Source organism: Syntrophales bacterium, assembly GCA_023228425.1.
In the GTDB taxonomy this organism is placed as follows: domain Bacteria; phylum Desulfobacterota; class Syntrophia; order Syntrophales; family UBA2210; genus MLS-D.
In genome coordinates this window covers 33,990-56,495 of sequence record JALOBE010000008.1, presented here as the reverse complement: position 1 = coordinate 56,495, position 22,506 = coordinate 33,990, and the positions used below count along the sequence as shown (strand labels likewise).

The following is a 22,506-nucleotide window of genomic DNA, read 5'->3' as shown; positions in this document are numbered from 1 at the left end:
GGCTACAGTGTTTACGTTACCATAACCACATCCCGCCCGTGGAGGGTATAACGAATCAGGAAAGACCGGTATCATCATATTCTATACATGAGGTAGTCCATGAGCAGATTCCCGCAAATCCTGGTATATGGCGTTATCGTCGTTGTCTTCAGTCTGGCTGCGGCCGGCTGCGGCAACAACAACGAGGACGTGATTTTGCCGCCGCCGGAGGTTGCCGTTGTGACGATCGAACAGCAACCGGTCGTGATGACCACCGAATTGCCCGGTCGGACAAGCTCCTATCTGACCGCCGAAGTACGTCCTCAAGTGAGCGGCATTATCCAGAAGCGTCTTTTTACGGAAGGTTCAGATGTCGAGGCAGGACAGCCGCTGTTCCAGATTGACCCCGCCCTGTTCGAGGCGGCCCTGGCCCGGGCGGAAGCCAATCTGACCACGCTGGAATTGAAAGCCGGCCGTATGCAGAGGCTGCTCGACAACAAAGCGGTCAGCCGACAGGCCTACGATGACATCACTGCGGCCTTAAAGCAGGCGCGGGCAGAGGCGCAAACGGCGCGCATCAACCTGAAATACACGACCATAACCGCCCCGATTTCCGGGCGCATCGGCAGATCAAGCGTTACGGTAGGCGCCCTGGTTACCGCTCATCAGCCGGTGGCGCTGGCGACCATCCGGCAGCTCGACCCGATGTATGTCGATGTCACCCAATCCACCGCGGACATTCAGCGCCTGCGTCTCCTTCTGCAATCGGGGGAGCTCACCCGCAATAATACGGATCTGCAGAGCGTGCGACTGGTGTTGGGCGACGGCACCCCGTACCCGCTCACAGGAACACTGCAATTCCGCGATGTCAGCGTCGACCCGACGACCGGTTCCGTTATCCTGCGCATTGTTTTCCCCAATCCGGGAGAAATTCTTCTGCCGGGCATGTTCGTACGGGCCGTCCTGAAGGAGGGTGTCAACGAGAAAGCCATTCTGATTCCACAACAGTCGGTGTCGCGCAACCCCAAAGGGGAGCCTTTTGTTTTTATTGTGGATGAGGAAGGCAAGGCGCAACTGCGGTACGTCACGCTGGACCGTGAAATCGGCACTTCCTGGCTGGTGCGCTCGGGGCTGGTTCCCGATGAAAAAGTGATCGTGGAAGGGATGTTGAGGGTGACCCCGGGCATTGGGGTAAACGCCGTGCCCTTTGACGAAGAAAAAGCGGACAGCAGTGCCGAAGCGGCGGACAGAACAAAACAATAAAGGTGCCTGATGCTATCTAAATTCTTTCTGGAGCGGCCGGTTTTCGCTTGGGTCATTGCCATCATCATCATGTCGGGAGGCGTGCTGGCGATTTACAATCTTCCTATTTCCCAGTATCCGGAAATGGCACCGCCGGGCATCGCCGTCTTCACATCGTATCCCGGAGCATCGTCCGAAACGGTGGAAAACAGTGTCACCCAGGTTATCGAACAGAACATGACCGGCCTTGATAACCTGATCTATATGTCCTCCTCCAGCGATTCAGCGGGCGGTTCGCGGCTGGAGCTGAAATTCGCTCCCGGCACAGACCCGAATATCGCCTGGTCCCAAGTGCAAAATAAAGTGCAGGCAACGATGCGGAGCCTGCCCGACGCGGTTCAGGTTCAGGGTGTCAATGTCCGCAAATCCACCAGCAACTATCTGATGATCGTGGGGTTGATTTCGGAAGACGGCAGCATGGACGGCACGGATCTGCGGGATTATGCCAAGTCAAACCTGGAAAGAGTCCTCGCGCGGATTCCCGGCGTCGGCGAAGTGGAGTCTTTCGGCGGCGGCTATGCCATGCGGGTCTGGCTCAACCCCGAAAAGCTCACAGACTACTTTCTGACCGTCGAAGATGTGCTGACCGCTTTGAAGGCTTATAACGTGGAGGTTTCCGCGGGACAGTTCGGCGGAGCGCCGGCGGTTCCCGGACAGCGTCTGAACGCTCCCATCGTTATCCAGAACATGCTTTCGACGCCCGAGGAGTTCGCCGCCATTCTGCTGCGCACCAATCCTGACGGTTCCGTCGTCCGCCTTGGAGACGTAGGCCGCACCGAACTGGGAACAGAAATTTATGATATCGGCGTGGCTTCCGACGGAAAGGCCTCCGCCGGTATCGCCGTCCGCCAGGCACCGGGCGCCAACGCTCTGAGGACGGCGGACGCGGTAAAGGCCAAGATGGCGGAGATGAGCCGCTTCTTCCCGCCCGGGATGAAAGTCACCTATCCCAACGATTCCACCGTTTTTATCAAAGTCGCCATTGCCGAGGTCGTCAAAACTCTGGTGATCGCTATAATACTGGTGTTTCTCGTCATGTGGCTTTTTCTGGGCAGCCTGCGCGCCACGTTTATCCCTACCATCGCTGTTCCCGTGGTTATTCTGGGGACCTTCGCCACCTTATGGTTTTTCGGCTTCACCATCAACATGCTGACGATGTTCGCCATGGTTCTGGCTATCGGCCTTCTTGTGGATGACGCGATTGTTGTGGTGGAAAATGTGGAAAGAATCATGCGTGACGAAAATCTTCCACCGAAACAGGCCACGGCTAAATCCATGGAGCAGATCACGACTGCGCTTATCGGCATCGGCCTGGTACTTTCGGCCGTTTTCGGCCCGATGGCCTTTTTCCCCGGTTCCACCGGCGTGATCTACCGCCAATTTTCGATAACCATTATTTCCGCCATGCTGCTGTCCGTTGTGGTGGCACTGATTTTGACACCGGTACTGTGCGCGTCATTGCTTAAACCGATCAAAGCGGGTCATGATCCCGCTCAAAATACGATTTTTTTCCTGCGCCCCTTTTTTTCCTGGTTTAATAAAATGTTCTTCAGATTTCGCGAGTGGTATGTGGGCGTGGTCGGACTTTCCCTTTTTCGCAAAAAACGTTTTCTGGCCGCTTTTCTTATCGTTCTCATCTTGATGGCTGTTCTGTTTGTGCGCATGCCCACGGCCTATTTACCGGATGAAGATCAGGGAATACTGCTGGCTCAGGTGATGATGCCCACGGGGGCGACGCTGGAGCAGACAGGCGAAATCGTCGGGCGGATTCAAAAGTACTTCAACGAAAATGAAAAAGAAGCTGTGGAAACGATTATGACTGTCACCGGTATCGGATTTTCCGGTCGATCGCAAAATAACGGCATGGTGTTTTTAAGATTGAAAGACTGGCATCTGCGCGACAAAGAACATCTGAAAACAAAAGCCATCGTCGAGAGGGCCATGCAAGAGTTCTCCGGCATCCGCAACGCGACTGTTTATGTCTTTGAGCCACCCCCCGTCCCTGAATTAGGTATGTCCACGGGTTTTGATTTCCAGCTTCTCGACCGCGGCAATCTCGGCCACCAGGCACTGATGGAAGGCCAGAACCAGTTATTGGAAATAGTGGAACAGGACCCCCGCGTTACCAAAGTGCGCCCCAACAGCCTGCCCGATGTCCCCGAATACCGCATCGACGTGGATTGGGAAAAAGCGGGCGCGCTGGGCCTTCCCATTACATTCATTCACCGGACCATCTCCGCTTCTTTCGGCAGTGCCTATGTAAATGACTTCACGCACGGCGGCCGCGTTAAAAAAGTTCTCCTGCAGGCGGACGCCCCTTTCCGCATGTTGCCTAAAGATCTGGAAAATCTGTACGTCCGCAACATGCAGGGGGAAATGGTTCCTTTTTCCTCCTTCGCTTCCGGCCGGTGGATATCCGGCGCTCCTAAAAAGAGCCGCTTCAACGGCTTCCCCGCCATCAATATCTGGGGCGAACCCGCACCCGGCAGAAGCTCGGGCGAAGCCATGAAGGCTATGGAAGAAGCGGTGCGGAAACTTCCGGCCGGTTTCGGGTTCGACTGGAGCGGCCTTTCCTATCAGGAGCGGATGGCCAGCACACAGGCTCCCATGCTGTACGCCTTTTCCATTTTCGTGATTTTTCTGTGCCTGGCCGCGCTGTACGAGAGCTGGACGGTTCCCGTTTCGATACTTCTGGTGATCCCCCTGGGAGTCCTCGGCGGTATTATCGCATCAAGTACCAGAGGACTGGCCAACGACGTTTATTTCCAGATCGGTTTGCTCACCACGCTCGGCCTGGGCACCAAAAATGCCATTCTGATTGTACAGTTCGCAAAAAAAGGGTTGGAAAACGGCTTGGGGCTGATCGAGGCAACGATTGAAGGAGCGAGGCTGAGATTCAGACCGATTATCATGACTTCGCTGGCTTTCGGCTTTGGTGTTCTGCCATTGGCGCTTACCACCGGCGCCAGCGCGGGAGCCCAGAATGCCATCGGTACCAGTGTTCTGGGGGGGATGATCACAGCCACGGTTCTGATAGTTATTTTCGCACCTCTTTTTTATGTGATAATTGAAATGTTTTTCGGTCGACAGCAAAGACAGCGGGCACAGACAGGCACAAGCGCGGACAATTTCTTCACAGGGCTCAAAGATAAATTTTCCGGCCGCCGGCAAAGATAGCATCAGACGGCGCAAAGCGCATATTCGCCGTTGACGGGCGCCTGCGGGAAATCGTCGGGGACACTTCACGCAACAATCGCGATCAGTGGACAGCCACGCTCAATAACGAGGAGACCTTTAAAAACGATCGGTTTCGTCATTTCGAACGCTCCCCTGTCGCTTCGAACGCACGTGAGAAGTCTGAAATATCCCTCGCTTTGCTCGGGACAGGGATTTCTCGTCGCTACGCTCCTCGAAATGACACAATCGCGATGCTCCTCGAAATGACAACATTCAATAAGGCCTCACGAGGTTTGCAGCTCATACAAAACCTTTGACTCTGTACGTTCCATCCGGAATCTGTTGCTTTCTTCAGGGCATATTCCCTGTGGAATACAGTTTGAGAAGGAACATCGATCTTGAGAGACACTGTGACACTGTTCCGCCGGATGCGCCAGCGGACACGGATGACCCCGCGACCATTGCTGCTCTTTCTCCTCGTCATGACGGTCCTGTCCTGTCACGGGGTACCTGCCGAAGCCGATTCCCGCAGGGACCACAGGGCGAGAACGTCCGACACCGTTACCCTCTATCTGGAAAACGACCTGTTCGGTTTCAAGAACAGGGATCGCTACTATACCCATGGAACGAAACTGTCATGGATATCACGGGATCTCGATAACTATCGAGAGGTCCTGAACCTGCCGGACTGGATGCTCCGGTTGATCGATAGCCTTCCTTACGTCAATGATCCCGGGGACATCCGAACAGTCTCCCTCTCCCTGGGGCAGAACATATACACGCCGGAAGACAAGGAGCGCGGTGATCTTGTACGGGATGACCGGCCTTACGCGGGTGTAACGTACCTGGGGCTGGGTCTCCAGAGCAAAAGTACGCGCAGGATGGACACCCTTGAACTGAATCTCGGCATTGTGGGACGCCACTCCTACGCGCAGGACTGTCAGGTCGTTATTCACCGGAGAATGGGTTCCGTCAAACCCCGGGGTTGGGAACACCAGCTTCGTGACGAGCCGGTGTTGAACCTCTATTTCGAACGGAAGAGACGATATCTGGAGAGACGGTTTTCAGACGGATGGGGATTCGATGTCATTCCTCACCTGGGAGTGGCCGTCGGAAATCTCCTCACCGGGGTCAATCTCGGGGGCCAGGCCCGATTCGGATGGAATCTGCCGATCGATTTCGGCACCTACCTGATCCGGCCCGGTTCCGACAGCAGTGCTCCTCTTGACGACGGGGACCCCCGTTTCAATGAACCGATGCACCGTCTCGGCATACACCTTTTCTGCGCTATCGATACAAAAGCGGTTGCCCGGAATATATTTCTCGACGGAAGCACCTTTCGAGACAGCCACAGCGTTGACAAGAAGTACCTCGTGGCGGACTTCATCGCCGGTATCGGCGTGATCGCACACCGTTTTAAAATCACCTACTCGTATGTATTCCGGACGAAGGAGTTCACGTCACAGAGGGATGAACATCAGTTCGGGGCGATTGCCCTGTCATTTACGTTTTAAAGGAAGCATTGTCTATGGCGGCAATACCGGCCCTTTCCCCGAACCGGAAGAAACGGTTCAAGAAGTTACGCTCGAAAAAACACAGGGACAGGGAAGGACTGTTCCTGGCGGAAGGACTGAATGCCCTCAGAGAGGCTCTCAAGGAAAACCGTTATCCACTGAAGGCGATCATCGTGGCGGCGGATGCGGCGAAGGGAGCTACAGAACACCTCCTTCTTCAGACAGCCCTGACCGGCGATATTCCCCTGTACTCCTGTTCCCGTGAGACCTTGAGGGAACTATCCACGGAAGAACAACCGCAGGGAATCATCCTTGTCTGCGAAACAAGGACATATCCCCTGGACAGCATGGCCGGCGGAACGCAGGACCGCATGATTTACCTGGATGGCGTTTCCGACCCGGGAAACCTGGGATCGATCATGAGAACGGCCCTGTGGTTCGGCGTGGACCACATACTGATGGGACCATCCTGCGTCGACCCGTTCAATACAAAAGTCATCCGCTCGTCCGCGGGCGCACTCTTCGGGATGTCCATCGTTCAGGCCGTCGACACCGGAGACATTCTGAACCTCGCGCGCCGGGGCGGCTGGGAACTGGTCGCGACGGCCCCCCGAGGCGGAGAGGACCCCGGCAGTATCAAAAAATGCGGAAAATATATTTTCCTTCTCGGCAACGAGTCACGGGGACTCTCACCGGAACTGATGGACCAGGCGGACAGGACGATCACCATACCCGGCCGGGGGGGCGCAGAGTCGCTCAACCTCGCCGCCGCGGCCGCAATCCTCCTGTACGCGACAGGCGGGACGGAACACTGAAACGCGTCGTCCGGGAGGCATCTCTCTTCATGGGGAGTATACACCATGATCCCTGGTCCGCCCTGCCGAGAGAATTTTTCACAGACCCACGGGCCCGATGAATCACACCAGCCGAGAAAAGACTATCATCGACCCGTCAAGAACGGTGATGATCTCCGGTGGAAGGGCCGTGCCTCTCATCCTCACCACCGTCCTTGTCAGGCCGGGACAAACTCTCAAGGACCTTTCGTTTTTTCTCAACTTCTGGTATGAGTGACCACTGATCTGAGGACTTCGCCCTGCCGTAGGCACCGCGCGGTTTTGAGTATTTCAGAAAAAGAAAAAGGAGCGCACCTCTATGAAAGACATCGTCATCGTTTCCGCCTGCCGAACGGCAATCGGCACCTTCGGCGGAAGTCTCAGGGACACCAACGGAGCCGTTATAGCCAGTGTCACCATGAAGGAAGCAATTAAAAGGGCGGGCATCACTGTGGATATGGTGGATGATATCCGCTACGGATGCTGTCTCGAACCGGTCGATACCCTCAACGTGGCCCGCGTGGCTTCCCTTCTGGCGGGCATTCCTGAAACATCGACAGCCGTCACCATCAACCGTGTCTGCATTTCCGGCATGGAAGCGGTTATTTCCGGCATGGCCATGATACAGGCAGGGCTTGCGGAAATCATACTGGCAGGCGGCGTGGAGCATATGTCCGGCGTTCCCTACACCGTTCCCGGGGCCCGCTGGGGCTGCCGCCTGCAGGATCAGGCACTCGTTGACTGGTTGATTCACGCCCTGCATTGCGGATCCCACATCATGCCAAACCCTGAAGACGGGCCCGTCAAAGAAGGCATGCCCCTGGAACTCTTCCGGGGCAAGCCCTATATCATGGGACACACGGCCGAATTCGTCGCCCAGATGATGAACATATCCCGGGAGGAAATGGATGAAGTGGCGCTGCGCAGCCACAACAGGGCCGAAATGGCAACAGTGGAAGGGTTTTTCAAGGAAGAAATCGTACCTGTCGAACTACCCGGCAAGCGGGGTAAACCACCGGTCATCTTCGACAGGGATGAGCATTTTCGTCCCGGCTTGACCATGGAGGCCCTGCAAGACATGCCCCCGGCCTTCATTCCCAAGATCGGTAAAGTTACGGCCGGAAATGCTTCCGGGATCAACGACGGATCAAGCGGCATGATCATAATGTCAGCCGAGAAGGCCCGGGAACTGGGTCTTGAACCCATTGCCCGTATCAAGGCCGTTGGTTACGGAGGCGTACATCCCTCCGTCATGGGTCTGGGACCGGTTCCGGCAGTGCGCAATCTTACGGAACGGTCCGGGCTGGCCGTGGGTGATTTTGAAATCATCGAACTGAACGAGGCCTTTGCCGCCCAGTACATCGGCTGTGAGAAAGAGCTGGGGATCAACAGGGAGATAACCAATATCTGCGGATCGGGCATCGGGCTCGGCCATCCCGTGGGATCCACGGGATCCCGCATCATGGTAACGCTGCTCCACACCATGAAAAGAAACGGCAACACCCTGGGGCTGGCTACGCTGTGCGGCGGCGGCGGCGTGTCAATGGCATGCGCCCTGGAAATGATATAAGGCCGGGCAACAGACAGGAGAAGAGCAAGAAAATGAAGGAAAGAGATTCTTTTTACACCTTTCAGGGGGCATCGCGCTATGTTCTTGACGCCGAACTGGCAAAAATCGTCAACGTTACCATGGCCCTCGAAATGCCCCTGCTGCTCAAGGGAGAGCCGGGGACGGGCAAAACGATGCTGGCCCATGCCATCGCCGAGAGCCTGAAGATGCCGCTCATTGTGCTGAACGTAAAGTCCGGCATGAAACTGGTGGAAGCGCTGTACCAGTACGATACGCTGACCCGTCTCAATGACAGCCGCTTCGGTGACTCGAGCCGGGATGTAAGCAATATCGAAGAATACATCCGCATGGGCAAAATCGGTCAGGCCTTTACGGCGGAACAGCGGACCGTTCTGCTCATCGACGAGATAGACAAGGCGGATACGGATTTCCAGGATGACATGCTGGATATCCTGGACCAGATGCAGTTCGACATCATGGAAATCGACAGGACGGTGACGGCCCGGCACCGTCCCGTGGTTATCATTACATCGAACGCCAAGAAGGATCTTTCCGACCCCTTTCTGGGGCGGTGCAACTTTCACCACATCGCTTTTCCCGACCCGGAAATAATGCAGCAGATCCTCAATGTCCACTTCCCCTCCATCGAGGAAGACCTGATGCAGGCCTGTATCAGCGCCTTCTACCGGCTTCGGCGGCTGCAGGGAATCGAAAAGAAACCGGCCACCCGGGAACTGATCAATTGGATCCGGGCCCTCAGAGCGGATCCCCATTTCGAGGTGTCGTCACTGAAAAGGAGTTCTCCCCCTTACCTGGGCGTTCTCTTCAAAAAAAGCTCCGACCTTGCCATGGCCTCCCGCTACACGGGTACAGGCTGAAGGGGGAAATCGGAGCCGTGTTTTCAGCATTTTTCTATACCTTGAAAGGCCGCGGGATTCCCGTCACACCCACGGCCTACCTGCGTCTCCATAAGGCCATGAGCCTGGGCCTGATCCTCTCCATAGACGATTTGTACTCCGTGGCCCGGGCGATCCTCGTCAAAAGCGAACGCTATTTTGACCTCTATGACAAGGTTTTTTCGCATCATTTCAAGGACGCCGACCTGGATGACATCGGCGACATGGAACTGGACGCCCTGACCCGGGAACTGCTGCGGGACTGGCTGAAGAACCCGAAAGACGTGGCGGATGTTCTGGACATCAGCGAGGAACAGTTGAGTGCCATGACGCCCGACGAGGTACTCCAGTATTTTCTCGACCGACTCAAGGACCAGGAGGGAGCACATCACGGCGGTTCACGATGGATCGGCACGGGAGGCACTTCACCCGTGGGACATTCGGGGAACCACCCTGGGGGTATGCGCGTGGGAGGAGTGTCCCGGAACAAATCGGCCGTCAAGGTCGCCCTGGACCGGCGCTACAGAGATTATACCCAGGATGGCCCTCTCACCCAGTCCCAGATGGGAGAAGCCCTGAAGCGGCTCCGCCGCATGGTTCCCGAAGGCGCCCGGGATGTGGTCAATGTGGACAAAACAATCTACGAGACCATGAGGAACGCCGGAGAAATCGAGATTGTTTTTGATCACCGTCTGACCGACCGTCTCAAGGTGATCCTGATGATCGACAACGGTGGCTGGTCCATGGACCCTTATATATACACGGTGCAGACCCTCTTCGACTACGCTCGGAACCAGTTCAAGGATCTCACTACCTTCTATTTCCACAACACGATCTACGACACGGTCTGGCTTGACCCGCCACGGCGGCACAAGCCTGAATCGGTTCTCGACTTCGCCTCCCGAGATCCGGAAACCCGGATCATCCTGGTGGGCGATGCCAGCATGGGTCACCATGAACTGGTCTCCCGCGGAGGCGCTATCAGCTTCGGTGCGCGATCCCGCACACCCAGCATCGAAAACCTTCACTTCCTCGCCGATACCTTCCGTCATTCCCTGTGGCTTAACCCCAGTCCCGAGGAAGAATGGGAGTACATCCGGACCGTCAAGGCGATCAGACAAATTTTCCCGATGTTTCCCCTCACACTGGACGGGCTGGATCAGGCTGTTGGGTATCTCGTCGCGAAACACTGAACGGCATCCGCCGCCCGGTACTGCCCCGGCCGTCTGCCGGCGGCATCAGGCTTCCTCCACGTTGAGATCCCTGAAATACTCCGCTATGTTTTCACAGTGGTCGGAAATACGCTCCTGGTTGACAAGAACCCCGAGATAGATCGGACCTGATTCGGCCTGGCAGATTTTGCTGCAGACCCGCTCAAGATGATTGAGCTTGGCATTGGCGACCAGTTTGTCGATCTGCTCTTCCCGGGCGAAGATGGCCTCCATCGTCGTTTGGCTGTAGGTTCCCATCAGAGAAAGGGCGTCGTCGAGGTTGGCGGTTACAAGAGACCGGATCTCTGCCAGGTCATTGTCGGCAAATTCCGAAAAACAGACCATCTTCCGTGATTTTATTTCAGCGAGTTCACTGATGTTGGTTGAGTGATCGGCGATACGCTCGATATCATCCACCAGCGATGAATAGAGGAGCAGTTGCTTCGATGTGGACCTGGTGAGGAGACCTTCAGACACGCGCCGGAGAAAGATACCGATTTCCCATTTCAGGGAGTTGACGACGTTTTCAATATGACCCACAGTCTGCAGATTGCCGCTTTGAAAGCAGTCTATCAATCCTGCGGCGAGTAAATACATCCTTCGGGCAAGTACCATCTCCCGTTCCATTTCTTTCCGAGCCGCTTCCAGAGCAAGCTCCGCGTTCCCGAGGAGACGCTCGTCGAGAAAATCGGGCCAGAGCGAAAAAATCTCCCCCCGTTTCGGATACAGCACCCGTGCCAAATGGGCGAACCAGGGGAGAGTCGGGATAAAAATAAAGGCCACAAGCACGTTGAAGATAATGTGCCCCAGGGCTATCTGTTGGGAGACGCTCGACGAAAGGTTCTTCAGCACGGCCAGAAAAAGCGGGAAGGCTGCCAGACACACAACAGCCCCGACGAACTTGAAGAAGACATGCGACAAGACGACCCGCCTGCCCTCGGCATTGGCCGCCAGGGCGGTGAAGACGATAACCGCCGTGAACGCCGTACCGAGATTGGCCCCGATTACAAAAGGAAGGGCCGCCTCCAGGGAAAGCATACCATGGCCGGCAAGGATAACCAGAAGAGCGATTGGTATTGCCGAAGACTGCACCAGAACGGTAAATCCGCATCCGATGAGAACACCTGTAAGGGGACTTACGGTTTCATGGAAAAACTGCAGTATGGCGGGACTTTCCTTGAGAGGCTCCATGGCGTGAGACACAATGGTCAGGCCGAAAAACATGAGACCGAAATAAAAGATTCCCTCTCCCAGAGGCTTGAGTTTCCCCTTGCCCGTCACCCAGAGAAACGCTCCGGCAATGACAAACAAGGGTGAAAGATCGGTAACCCGCCAGACAACGAGCTGTACTGTGATGGTCGTTCCGATATCGGCCCCGATGATGACGCCGAGAGAGTGGAAAAAACTCATGAGACCGGCGCTGACGAGCCCCACCGTGAGAGCAGTGGTCGCCGTGCTGCTCTGGAACAGTACAGTCAGCAAGAAACCTGTGACAACACCCCAGAGAGGAGTTCTCACGGCATAGCCGAAGAGTTCCCGGGTACGGGTACTCGTGACGGATCGGCGAACCGTCTCGGTGACATGGACCATGGCGAAAAGAAAAAGCACCAGACCCGTTACTACCATAAAAAAAGGGGTAATCATTGTACAGAGCGATCCTTAACGGCGTTACCTGCAACGACAGGATAACTTTTCCCCCCGGTTGAGGACAGTGAAAAGACGACGGGCGCTTTAAAACGTCAGTACCTGATATCCCTGTTCCAGGTATTGTGCCAGCGCGGGATGTCCCTTCATCTCCGCGCACAGCGGCAATCCCTGTTGCCGTGCACTCTCCAGGGCTCCCATTTTACTCGCGCAGGCTTGGCAGACGCAATCGATCATGCCCCGTTTCCGGACTTCGCTGTACAGATTCGCAAAGGGGCTTTCGGGATCAGTGAGTTCTTTTACGGCTCTGGTCGCGCTTCCCTCGATCACCACCTTTACATCGTAGCCCTTTTCTTCCATGTCAAGCGCGTTAAGCAGAACATGGACGAAACACATGGACTCCCCGTTAAAGGCTGCCAACAGAACTTTTTTGCTCATTACGTTTCCCTCCCGACAGTGTTTTGTTTGTTACCGTATCACGTGACGCGATGATTACAGGCGCTCCCCCTGCCTGCCGATGACAATCGTCTCCAGGGGAACGGCTGCCCCGGCCCGTTCCATCGCCGTCCACAGAATCCGGGGCAGCCCCTGACAGCAGGGCACGTCCATGATCAGGACGGTGACACTGTTGATATGATTGCCGCGGAATATATCGGTAAATCTTTCAACGTAGGCCTCGGCATCGTCAAACTTCGGACATCCCGAAAGGAGAATTTTCCCCTTTAAGAATTCCCGGTGAAAACCGGGGCTGGCACAGGCTGTACAGTCGGCCGCCACGAGGAGATCGGCATCCTTCAAAAAGGGGGCGGTCGGGGGAATCAACCTGATTTTTACGGGCCAGTGGGTAAGTTCCGATGCCTCCCCTTCCTGCCGGACCGGTTCATTCGCCGCCCGGCAGGAATCCGGCACGTCGAAGGTTGTTATCTGTGACGACGGGCACCCGCAGGCCATGAGCTCCGGTGATGGATCGATGGAAAACATCCGGGCCTTCCGGAGGGCCTCCACGGCCTTTTCGTCGAACTCCTCGGCTTCCCGTTCAATGAGATATATGGCGCCCTGGGGACACTCGCCCAGACATGCTCCCAGGCCGTCACAGTACCTGTCGCCTACCAGACGGGCCTTCCCCTCCAGAAGCCTGATGGCCCCCTCGGAGCAGGAGGGAATGCAGAGCCCGCAGCCGTCACATTTTTCTTCGTCTATATGTACGATTGTACGCAGATGTTTCACTTCTTTTTTTCTCCTTGACCTGACCTCTGTTCGGTATCGAGAGGTGTCACGCTCGACATGCCGAAGGTTCTCTGTGCAGGCCTTACCGGACCGGTATCAGAGACTCCGCGGCATCCCCTCAATCGCGGGGAGCCCTCCGGCAGCATCGAAAGCCGGGGGGCCGCGGCACTGTCACTGATGAGTCACGCCCGGAAGCCATCGCCACGGATGGGACCAGACGTGTATGATTGTACTTCTATTAAGGGACTTCATCCCCCCGATTTGAATCGGCCGTTTTTGTCCTGTCTGCCACCTGGCAGGAGTTCCTCAGTCACGTATTGATGCCCATGCGGGGCAGTATCCAGAGCTGGAGGGCGAGCCAGCCCACCACAATGAGAATCAGTATGACAAGTTGTTTCATCGGTACAATGTCTCCCCAAGGTGTATTTATGGTTACTATAACCATTGTTGCTCCCATGTACAAGTTCGACGGCTTCGCAAAAAGTCCGGATGCATGACCTCCGGTATTATATGCCTGGATGCCCCCGTTACCCTCTCCTTGGTCCCTGTGGCGTACTCCACGGTGCGCGCCCTGACTGCGCTACTTTTTCACAAGGCCGTCCTCCATCGGACATTTTTCGATTTTGTACGAGGTCGTCAAGTTTCATGGCCGTTGCAACGGCAACGGGGAAGAATGCTGAAAATAACTTGACATATGGTTTTTCGGGACCTACATTTCAGGCCCGGTCGGAGCCGGATCCACGGCACGGCTGTTGCTGAGAGAGAGTTCCCCCTATGAAGATAGGATTACTGGGTCTTCCTGGTTCCGGAAAAACAACCATTTTCAATGCTTTGACAGGTATGCAGGCCCCCGTCGGCGGCTATGCCTCGGCAAAGACGGAGCCGAACCTCGCCGTGGTGACGGTTGCCGATGATCGAGTTAATCGCCTCGCTCAAATCTACAAACCGAAAAAAACCGTCTTCGCCACTGTTGAATGTGTTGATTTCGTCGGCTTTTCCAAGGATTCAACCCGGGACAGCGCCTTTTCCGCAAGTCAGACGGCCCTGATAAAGACACTGGACGCCCTTGCCCTGGTGATACGGAACTTCGATGACGTCGTGGAAGGTGAACCGACACCTGTGCGCGATCTCGAGATCATCGAAACGGAACTGCTCCTGGCGGACCTGATTCTCGTGGAACAGCGTCGGGAAAAGATAGCCCGGACCATGGACCGGGGAAAGAAAACGGCTGAACTGCAATCGGAGGAACAGGTTCTCAAAAGTGTTCAGGCATACCTCGACGACAACCGCCCCTTGAGGACAATTGATTTTACCGGAGACGAGGAACGCCTCATAAGCGGATTCCAGTTCCTGTCCAGGAAACCGGTCATGGTGGTCGTCAATTCATCGGAAATACATTTCGGCAGCAGCGGTTCGCTGATCCGCGCCCTGGAAGGACGATTCCGGGTCATAGAATTCGCGGGGCTCTTCGAGATGGAACTGTCCCGCTTGAGTGACGAAGAGGAGGCGAAACTCTTTATGGAAGACATGGGCATCACCGAATCGGCCCGCCATCGTCTCACCCGTTTCGCCTATGAAACCCTTGGGTACATCAGCTTCCTCACCGTCGGGCCTGACGAAGTACGGGCATGGACCCTGCGACGAGGGGCAAGCGCCCTCGAAGCGGCCCGCACTATTCATTCAGATCTCGCGCGGGGGTTTATCCGGGCGGAATGTTATACCTACGATGACCTGGTACACCTGGGATCCGAGAAAGCAGCCCGTGAACAGGGCCGGTTCAGGCTGGAAGGAAAGGACTATACCGTTCAAGACGGAGATGTTCTCAACATCCGGTTCAGCGTTTGATTCGTCGAATCCGTGCCTCTTCGAAAATCGAGTCCTGCACCGTTATGGATAATCACAGTCCTCGCCATCTCGTAAAAAACAAAAAACATCCTATGGAGAACTCTCCTGACAGGAGGTCTTGTGTCGTCTCTGGCTCGTCTCTTCCCCGCACTCGGGGATGTTCATTTTCGCGCCCTCTGGTTGGGCATGCTGCCGGGTATCCTGGCCATGCAGATGTTTTTTTTCGTCAACGGATATTTCGCTTTTCAACTGACCGGCGCCGCTTCATCCATAGGCATCATCTGGCTTGGGTTCGGTATTCCCAACCTGCTCTTCGCCCTGCCGGGCGGTGTCGTGGCCGATCACTACTCAAAGCGTCGTGTCCTTCTCATTACCCAGGTATTCCTCATGGGAGGCGCTGTAGTGACGGCCCTGCTGGTCCTGACCGGTGCCATCATGATCTGGCACATGGTGCTCATCGGAACCGTCATGGGAACGGCCTTTACCTTCCACATGCCGGCCAGGCAATCCTTCTCCGCCCAGTTGGTCACCCCTGCGTATCTCATGAATGCCATGGCCCTGAACGGTGCCGGTCTTAATGTCTGCCGCCTGCTGGGACCGCCTCTGGCAGCGGTGCTGATCGGCATATCATGGATCAACGTGGGCGGAACCTACGTGATCATGGCCGTCATGTTCGCCCTGGTCATCTTCAGCCTGTTCCGCATCACCCACAGCGGCTCCCCCGACGGCGGGAAAAAGACCCAGACGGGGTTCCGAAGCATGATCGATGGAATTCTGTATATTCGTCACAATTCCGTTGTCCTGATTCTTCTTATCATGAGCCTTGCCCCCATCATGCTCGGCCTTCCCTATCAGGCGCTGATGCCCGTTTTCGCGGAACGGGTTTTTTTCACAGGTCCCCGTGGTCTGGGCATGCTCATGATGGCCAACGGCGTGGGGGCCATGGCGGGCTCTCTCATCATTGCGTCGCTCCGGGAACTGAAGAATCGCGGTCTGGTACAGATAGGCCTGGGCATCCTTTTCGGTCTTTCTCTCGCCCTGTTTTCCCTGGTCACGTCCTATGTCCTGGCCCTGGCCGTGCTTTTCGTCGTGGGCATCGCATCCTCTTCCTACCTGGCACTCAACGCGACCCTGATAATGGAAAATTCAGACAGGGGCTACCATGGACGGGTCATGAGCATTTATATGCTTACCTTTTCGGCCCTTCCTCTCGGAAACGCGGTCCTGAGCGTCTTCGCCGACAGCATCGGAGCCCCCGCAACCGTCGGCATCGGCGGCCTCCTTCTGGCCGGGACAGTCTTTATCTTCGGCCGTTTGAGCCGTTCCTACCGCGCCCTGTGATACAGCCGGGCCGTTTTCTGCCGACACCAGAGTTTTTTTGCGAAGAACGGTAAAAGGATGCTATAGTACATGCTCAATATCCCGCTTGAAATCCATCATGTGAACCACATCATCAACAAAGAGGAGGTGGCGCCATGCAGGCCCTGTTTACATTGACATCATCGGAATCGAAGCGACTCATTGCCAAGGCGGTGGCCGCGATGCCCGAAGTTCAGGAAGCCATGAATGAAGGCTATCTCATCATCGGCAGGGGATCGACCAACGCCTATATTGCCGAGGAACTCCTGGAACGGACAATCGAAAAAGAAAAATACGTGGCCGGCCAGGTCATACGGGGCGTTCCCTGTGCCCTTATGCGCGGCGTGAGACTTCAGCCGGTTGTTTTTCACAGGGGGAACCTCCTGGAAGTCGAGCCCTCATCATTGCTCGACAAGCTCGGCCGGGGCGACATTCTCCTGAAGGGAGCCAACGCCATCGATCATTCCGGGGCCATCGGCGTCTTTATGGCGAGCCCCCTGGGCGGAACTATGGGTGAATTTTACCTGCCCATGCAAGCCCGGGGAAGCACAATCATTTACCCCGTCGGCCTGGAAAAAATGATTCCTTCCGTTGAAGAAGCGGCCCGCATGGGAGGCATCCTGACCTTCGAACGCAGCATCGGCGTCCCCGTGGGCATGGTGTGCGTGGCCGACGGCATCCCTTACACCGAGCTGGACGCCCTGGAGGAACTCTTCGGTGTCGATGCGGTCCACTTTGCTTCGGGAGGATACGGCGGCGCTGAAGGGTGCGTTACCATCGCCATTGAAGGAGACGATGTCGATGTTAATGATTGTGTTGATTTTATAGAAGAAACGATAAAGGGCGAACCGCCTCTGCCGGCGGTAAAAACGCCCTGCGGCACCTGTCCCGTCCTCTGCAGCTTCCAGGGGAAGGACGAAACGGATCTGCCGCCCTACTTGCGCGGAGAATGACACCGGCCATGGGCGGTGGTGTTCCCTTCACCGCATCAGTTTGATTTTCATGGTCACTGTCGCTTTACAGGGCCATCCGCGGCTCCCTGTCAGGACGTCCCGGATGCCCCGCTTTCCAGCGCTACGGCCCCCGTACTGGCTATGTCCTTCACGCCGAGAGGCTTGAGAAAATGCAGGGCCGTTTCAACTTCCATCCTGGTCCCGACAATCTGGAGGATACAGTAGGAGTCTTTCATGGAAACCACGGTACAGCCGAACATATCGACAGCACGAAAAAGATCGGACCTGTTTTTCGTGGTTACGGGAAGCCCCATGAGCATCATCTCGCGCTTCACCGAGTGAGAGTCATCCAGGACGGTGACGGACAGAACGTCCACCAGGCGGTCTAACTGCTTTCTCACCTTCTCCATGAAGTTCGGATCGACCTTGCTCACGGACGTTATGCGCGAAACGTTCGGCGATATGGTTTCCGCGACGCAGAGACTCTCGATGTTGTAGCCCAGCCGCCCGAAGACGCCCGCCACTCGTGACAGGACACCGGGTCTGTTATTGACGAGCATGGATATGACATGTTCCCTGACTTCACTTTTCACCGGCACACTCCTCTCAGATCATTCAGACCGCCCGTAAATCATTTCAATGTTCGATTTCCCGGGAGGAATGATGGGATAGACAAAGTTGTCCTCGTCCACGAGAACCTCGAGCAGGAAGGGACCTTCGGCCCGGCTGAGTTTTTCAATGCCCGCGGCGGGATCCTGGACCGAAACCTTTTCCGACGGGATACCGAAGCCTCTGGCAATCCCGGTTATGTCGACCCTGTCGGACAGCCTGCTGTCGCGAAACCGGGAATGATAAAAATGATGCTGTATCTGGCGGATCATACCCAGGTTACCGTTATTGTAAACGACGATCTTGACGGGAACATTGTAATATCCGATGGTGGCCAGTTCCTGTACGTTCATGAAGAAACCGCCGTCTCCCGTGAAAGCGACGACTTCGTGATCGGGAGCCCCGATCCCGGCACCCATGGCGGCGGGAAGGCTGAAGCCCATCGTTCCCATACCACCACTGGTTATCAGACCCCGGGGAATCCTCACCTTCCATGAGCGGACCGTCCATATCTGATTCAGCCCCACATCGGCTACCGCTATGGTTTTTTGGGGCATGCTCGCCTGCACCTGACGAATGAATTCTCCGGCAGGGCCGCACCCGTCGGCACAACCCTCTTTTTCAATGCGACTCCTCTCACCCTCAATCCGCGTGAGCCAGTCCTTCCGGTTTTTCGTTGTCACCAGACCGAGCAGTTCTTTCAGTGCCACCCGGATGTCAATGACTGCGGAAATGTCGGTCTTTATGTTCTTGCCTATGGATGTCGGATCCACGTCAATCTGGGCGATGGTTGCAAGGGGAGCGAATTCTTCGATCAGTGAAGTGGTGCGATCGCTGAAGCGGGCTCCCACGGCAAGGATAAAATCAGCCTGGTGTACCACGCGGTTCGCCAGGTCCATCCCGTGGGTGCCGATGAGACCGAGGTTGAAGCCGTTGGTGGTGTGGGCCGAACCGATGCCCATCATCGTGGTTACAAAGGGAATGCTCCCCTTTTCTACGACGTCCGAAAGCTCTGTGAATGCCTGGGCAAGCTTGACGCCTCCGCCGACAAGGAGAACGGGACGTTCCGATTCGTTGAGCAGACGGGCTATCTGCTTGAGACGGGGCTGTTCTTCGTCACCGAATTGAACCTGTTCGGGCTTGACGAACCCCACCTCTCGATGTTCCTCCTCGTCACACAGGGCATTCATCACGTCTCTGGGCAGATCGATCAGCACGGGGCCCGGTCGGCCGCCCCTGGCTATGGCCATGGCCTCCCTGACGGTGGATGCCACCTCCCGGGGATCCTGCACAAGAAAACTGTGCTTTGTGATAGGCATGGTGATCCCGATAATATCCGTCTCCTGGAAAGCATCGCTTCCCAGGAGATTGGTGGTAACCTGTCCCGTGAGGGCTATGAGAGGTGTTGAATCCATGTATGCCGTGGCTATTCCGGTGACGAGGTTCGTGGCGCCTGGTCCCGATGTGGCGAGACAGACCCCCACTTTGCCCGTGGCCCGGGCGTACCCGTCGGCGGCATGGGCCGCTCCCTGTTCGTGCCTGACAAGATAGTGTCGAAGAGCACATTCTTCCATACAATCATGAATGGGGAGGGTGCTCGCGCCGGGATACCCGAAAATATCATCCACTCCTTCTTCCTTCAGCGTTTTTAAAAGTATCTCTGCTCCTTTTCTTTTCATGATCAACTCTCCGTTATTGTCCTGAGGTAAACTAAAAAAACCGCCATCCTTCCGGAAGCGGCTTTTTCATCAAAAAAAGCCGCGGGCTTTTCAGGGTCCGCGGCTCGATCAATACTGCTGTGTCAGTTCAGTCAAGCGGCAGTCCCCGAGGGTACTACTACAGGTACATATACGTTGCGTACCACACATACCGGCTGACTGTTCATTCGTTTCCATCCTCCCAAAGCACTAGCATAACAGGTACGTCACATATACGAAGAAATCGACAATGTCAAGAAAAAACAGGCCCCCGGCACACCCATGGTCATTCCTCCCATGATTCCCGGTCGCGCTTCAGAAAAGTGCCGAGATCACTTCCGGCGGCATCCCGGTGCCCCGGGGAAAAGCTTTTTTCAACCGCCATGGATTCCGTGGGTTCCGTCCCCTCAAGGTAGCTTTCGAAAACACTCGTCTTCGAACCCGCCGGAGCGGGTCGTCCCGTTTCCGGGTCTATGCGGACAAACACGACTCCCTCGGGAGAAGTGAAGGTCTCCACGGGCTTCGACTCGAGAGCCTTTTCCATGAAATACAAAAAGATCGGGCTTGCCGCCCGCGAACCCGTTTCCAGTCTCCCGAGGGGCCTGAAATCATCGAAACCAACCCAAACGGCGGCCACCAGCGATGGCGTGTATCCGATGAACCAGGCATCCCTGAGGTCGTTGGTCGTACCCGTTTTTCCCGCCACGGGCCTTCCCAGGGCCTTCACGCGCCAGCCCGTTCCGCTTTGGACGACCCCTTGTAGAAGATGGCTGGTTATGAAGGCGATGCGCGGGTCGATGGCCCGCTTCAGAGATGGCTTGTTTTCCTCGATTACAGTACCGCTCCTGTCGACAATCATCCGTATGAAGAAAGGTTCAGCCTGGTCCCCGTTATTGGCAAACACGCTGAAGGCCCGGACGGTTTCGAGCAGGGTGATACCCGAACTCCCCAGGGCCAGAGACAGGTCCCGTGCCAGGGGGGAGGTGATCCCCATGTTCCGTATGTAATCAAGCGCGTACTCGATACCCATATCCTTGAGAATCTTGATGGTAACCAGGTTTCTGGAGCGAATGAGAGCCGTCCTCAGGGTTGTGGGTCCATGGAATGTTTCTTCGTAATTGCGCGGTTTCCAGGCACTGTCCTGAAGGGTGTCCCGGTAGACGATCGGGGTGTCCATAACGATCGTGGACGGCGTCATTCCCCTGTCGAAGGCAGCAGCATAGATGAGGGGCTTGAAGGATGAGCCTGGTTGCCGCACGGCCTGGGTGGCCCGGTTAAACTCGCTTTCTTCAAAGTTCCGGCCGCCCACCATGGCTTTTATTGCACCGGTCCGGCTTTCGATGCACATCAGGGCTCCCTGGACCTCGGGCTCCTGCTCAAGCTCCAGCAACAGGGGGGAGAGCGGCTCGCCGGCACGAGCGTCGAGGACTCGCGCCTCGACCACATCACCTGCTCGAAGTATCGCGTCGGGATCTTTGTTTCCTGTCGCCCAGGCCATGTCCTTCATGGCCATGACCGCTTCAAGGGGACCTATGCGGAGTCGCGCCATCTTTTCCTCCCGATCGATCCCGGTGACCAGGGCGGAGACAATCCGGCCGGTTTCAGGAATAGATCGTCCCAGATCAATCCACAGGGCTTCGAGGAAAGCTTCGAACCGTTCAGGCGGAATGTTTTCGGGAGCCCCCCGGTATCCCTGGCGGTGATCCAGTTCCCGGAGACCGCGGTCCACGGCATCCCGGGCGGCTTTCTGCATCGACACGTTCAGCGTGGTGTAGACTTCCAGCCCCTCCTTGTAGAGCACCCGGCTGCTGTAGCGCTCCTGGATATAACGTCGGACAAGCTCGGTGAAATGAGGAGCGATTTTCTCCACATCACCCGGTTTCTTAAAGGCGAGAGGTTCTTCGAAGGCTTCAGTCCTCTCATTCGCCGTAATGTAGCCTTCATCGACCATCCTGCTGAGAACATAGGCCTGTCTCTGCCGGGCCCGTTCCAGGCGGAAGAGCGGGCTGTAGGTGCTTGGCGCTTTCGGAAGGCCGGCGAGCAGGGCGGCTTCGGCAAGGGAAAGGTTCTTCGCCTCTTTTCCGAAATAGCGTTCAGATGCCGCTTCAATGCCGTAGGTTCCATGGCCGAGGTAAATCTGGTTCAGATAGAGATTGAGTATCTCATGTTTTTTCAGGTACCGTTCGATTTTCAGGGCGAGAAGTGCCTCCCGCACCTTCCGCATGTAGCTCTTTTCCGGGGTCAGAAAGAGCGTTTTCGCAACCTGTTGGGTTATGGTGCTTCCCCCCTGGACTATCCGGAGGGCCTGAAGGTTTTTGAAAAAAGCCCTTACAATTCCCTGGAAGTCCAGCCCCCGGTGGCTGAAAAAGCGGGAATCCTCGGCGGATATGAAGGCCTGTATGACATGAGGCGGAAGTTCCTGTATGTTGATAACCCTCCGGTCCTCAAGATAAAATTGGTCGATAAGCTCATTGTTGTCGGCATAGACCCGGGTTACGATGCTGGGGCGATAATCCCTGAGGACTGATATACTGGGCAGATCCCTGTCGAGAAAATAGAGAAAAACTCCCGCGAATATACAGGCGGAAAGAACCAGGGCGACACAAGCCGGGAACAGTCTCGCGAACCTGCACCTTTTCTTGCCTGGATCGACCTGCCTGTTGCTCCGGGAAGCCATGCCTGTTGTTCCC

16 protein-coding genes are annotated in these 22,506 nt (G+C 56.0%); 10 read left to right on the top strand and 6 right to left on the bottom strand.

What is annotated here, in order from left to right; translation table 11 throughout:
- The first annotated feature begins 99 nt into the window (after nt 1–99).
- The 7 genes from M0Q23_04600 (at nt 100) to M0Q23_04570 (ending at nt 10,464) form a co-directional block, all read left to right on the top strand.
- Nucleotides 100–1,242 carry an efflux RND transporter periplasmic adaptor subunit gene (locus M0Q23_04600; protein ID MCK9527920.1) on the top strand — a complete coding sequence of 381 codons (1,143 nt, stop codon included), beginning with the start codon at nt 100–102 and terminating at the stop codon, nt 1,240–1,242.
- 9 nt (nt 1,243–1,251) lie between these two features.
- Nucleotides 1,252–4,458 (top strand): efflux RND transporter permease subunit, encoded by a 3,207-nt coding sequence (locus M0Q23_04595; protein MCK9527919.1) that lies wholly within the window; start codon nt 1,252–1,254, stop codon nt 4,456–4,458.
- 398 nt (nt 4,459–4,856) lie between these two features.
- The gene (locus tag M0Q23_04590; GenBank protein MCK9527918.1) at nt 4,857–5,972 is read left to right on the top strand and encodes a lipid A deacylase LpxR family protein; all 1,116 of its coding nucleotides are present in this window, start codon (nt 4,857–4,859) and stop codon (nt 5,970–5,972) included.
- A gap of 14 nt (nt 5,973–5,986) precedes the next feature.
- Nucleotides 5,987–6,787 carry an RNA methyltransferase gene (locus M0Q23_04585; protein MCK9527917.1) on the top strand — a complete coding sequence of 267 codons (801 nt, stop codon included), beginning with the start codon at nt 5,987–5,989 and terminating at the stop codon, nt 6,785–6,787.
- Between the two features lie 337 nt (nt 6,788–7,124).
- On the top strand, nt 7,125–8,375 hold the full coding sequence (locus M0Q23_04580; protein MCK9527916.1) for an acetyl-CoA C-acyltransferase: 1,251 nt from the start codon (nt 7,125–7,127) through the stop codon (nt 8,373–8,375).
- A gap of 32 nt (nt 8,376–8,407) precedes the next feature.
- A complete protein-coding gene (locus M0Q23_04575; GenBank protein ID MCK9527915.1) occupies nt 8,408–9,253 on the top strand; it encodes a MoxR family ATPase in 846 nt (281 codons plus the stop codon).
- A 17-nt stretch (nt 9,254–9,270) separates the two neighbouring features.
- On the top strand, nt 9,271–10,464 hold the full coding sequence (locus M0Q23_04570) for a hypothetical protein (protein ID MCK9527914.1): 1,194 nt from the start codon (nt 9,271–9,273) through the stop codon (nt 10,462–10,464).
- A gap of 45 nt (nt 10,465–10,509) precedes the next feature.
- Here M0Q23_04570 and M0Q23_04565 read toward each other — a convergent pair whose 3' ends face one another.
- The 3 genes from M0Q23_04565 to M0Q23_04555 form a co-directional block, all read right to left on the bottom strand.
- Nucleotides 10,510–12,126 carry a Na/Pi cotransporter family protein gene (locus M0Q23_04565; GenBank protein ID MCK9527913.1) on the bottom strand — a complete coding sequence of 539 codons (1,617 nt, stop codon included), beginning with the start codon at nt 12,124–12,126 and terminating at the stop codon, nt 10,510–10,512.
- An 87-nt stretch (nt 12,127–12,213) separates the two neighbouring features.
- On the bottom strand, nt 12,214–12,564 hold the full coding sequence (locus M0Q23_04560; protein MCK9527912.1) for a DsrE family protein: 351 nt from the start codon (nt 12,562–12,564) through the stop codon (nt 12,214–12,216).
- Nucleotides 12,565–12,618: 54 nt separating this feature from the next.
- The gene (locus M0Q23_04555; protein MCK9527911.1) at nt 12,619–13,353 is read right to left on the bottom strand and encodes a 4Fe-4S binding protein; all 735 of its coding nucleotides are present in this window, start codon (nt 13,351–13,353) and stop codon (nt 12,619–12,621) included.
- Between the two features lie 774 nt (nt 13,354–14,127).
- Between M0Q23_04555 and M0Q23_04550 the strand changes: the two genes are divergently transcribed.
- The 3 genes from M0Q23_04550 (at nt 14,128) to M0Q23_04540 (ending at nt 17,510) form a co-directional block, all read left to right on the top strand.
- Entirely contained in the window at nt 14,128–15,198 is a 1,071-nt protein-coding gene (locus tag M0Q23_04550) for a YchF family ATPase (GenBank protein ID MCK9527910.1), read from the top strand.
- Between the two features lie 120 nt (nt 15,199–15,318).
- Nucleotides 15,319–16,539, top strand: a complete 1,221-nt coding sequence (locus M0Q23_04545) for an MFS transporter (GenBank protein MCK9527909.1) — start codon at nt 15,319–15,321, stop codon at nt 16,537–16,539.
- 134 nt (nt 16,540–16,673) lie between these two features.
- Nucleotides 16,674–17,510 (top strand): hypothetical protein, encoded by an 837-nt coding sequence (locus tag M0Q23_04540; GenBank protein ID MCK9527908.1) that lies wholly within the window; start codon nt 16,674–16,676, stop codon nt 17,508–17,510.
- A gap of 89 nt (nt 17,511–17,599) precedes the next feature.
- Here the strand turns inward: M0Q23_04540 and ilvN are convergent, their stop codons facing one another.
- The 3 genes from ilvN to M0Q23_04525 all read right to left on the bottom strand — a co-directional run bounded on the left by ilvN (nt 17,600) and on the right by M0Q23_04525 (nt 22,493).
- On the bottom strand, nt 17,600–18,103 hold the full coding sequence (ilvN, locus tag M0Q23_04535) for an acetolactate synthase small subunit (GenBank protein ID MCK9527907.1): 504 nt from the start codon (nt 18,101–18,103) through the stop codon (nt 17,600–17,602).
- Nucleotides 18,104–18,121: 18 nt separating this feature from the next.
- Nucleotides 18,122–19,798, bottom strand: a complete 1,677-nt coding sequence (ilvB, locus tag M0Q23_04530; protein MCK9527906.1) for a biosynthetic-type acetolactate synthase large subunit — start codon at nt 19,796–19,798, stop codon at nt 18,122–18,124.
- Nucleotides 19,799–20,102: 304 nt separating this feature from the next.
- Entirely contained in the window at nt 20,103–22,493 is a 2,391-nt protein-coding gene (locus M0Q23_04525; GenBank protein ID MCK9527905.1) for a PBP1A family penicillin-binding protein, read from the bottom strand.
- Nucleotides 22,494–22,506: the final 13 nt, after the last annotated feature.

Excerpts from the sequence above, each read along its gene's own strand:
- M0Q23_04600 (MCK9527920.1), top strand. The coding sequence starts at position 100 with ATGAGCAGATTCCCGCAAATCCTGGTATATGGCGTTATCGTCGTTGTC.
- M0Q23_04595 (MCK9527919.1), top strand. The coding sequence starts at position 1,252 with ATGCTATCTAAATTCTTTCTGGAGCGGCCGGTTTTCGCTTGGGTCATT.
- M0Q23_04585 (MCK9527917.1), top strand. The coding sequence starts at position 5,987 with ATGGCGGCAATACCGGCCCTTTCCCCGAACCGGAAGAAACGGTTCAAG.
- M0Q23_04580 (MCK9527916.1), top strand. The coding sequence starts at position 7,125 with ATGAAAGACATCGTCATCGTTTCCGCCTGCCGAACGGCAATCGGCACC.
- M0Q23_04575 (MCK9527915.1), top strand. The coding sequence starts at position 8,408 with ATGAAGGAAAGAGATTCTTTTTACACCTTTCAGGGGGCATCGCGCTAT.
- M0Q23_04565 (MCK9527913.1), bottom strand. The coding sequence starts at position 12,126 with ATGATTACCCCTTTTTTTATGGTAGTAACGGGTCTGGTGCTTTTTCTT.
- M0Q23_04560 (MCK9527912.1), bottom strand. The coding sequence starts at position 12,564 with ATGAGCAAAAAAGTTCTGTTGGCAGCCTTTAACGGGGAGTCCATGTGT.
- M0Q23_04550 (MCK9527910.1), top strand. The coding sequence starts at position 14,128 with ATGAAGATAGGATTACTGGGTCTTCCTGGTTCCGGAAAAACAACCATT.
- M0Q23_04540 (MCK9527908.1), top strand. The coding sequence starts at position 16,674 with ATGCAGGCCCTGTTTACATTGACATCATCGGAATCGAAGCGACTCATT.
- ilvB (MCK9527906.1), bottom strand. The coding sequence starts at position 19,798 with ATGAAAAGAAAAGGAGCAGAGATACTTTTAAAAACGCTGAAGGAAGAA.
- M0Q23_04525 (MCK9527905.1), bottom strand. The coding sequence starts at position 22,493 with ATGGCTTCCCGGAGCAACAGGCAGGTCGATCCAGGCAAGAAAAGGTGC.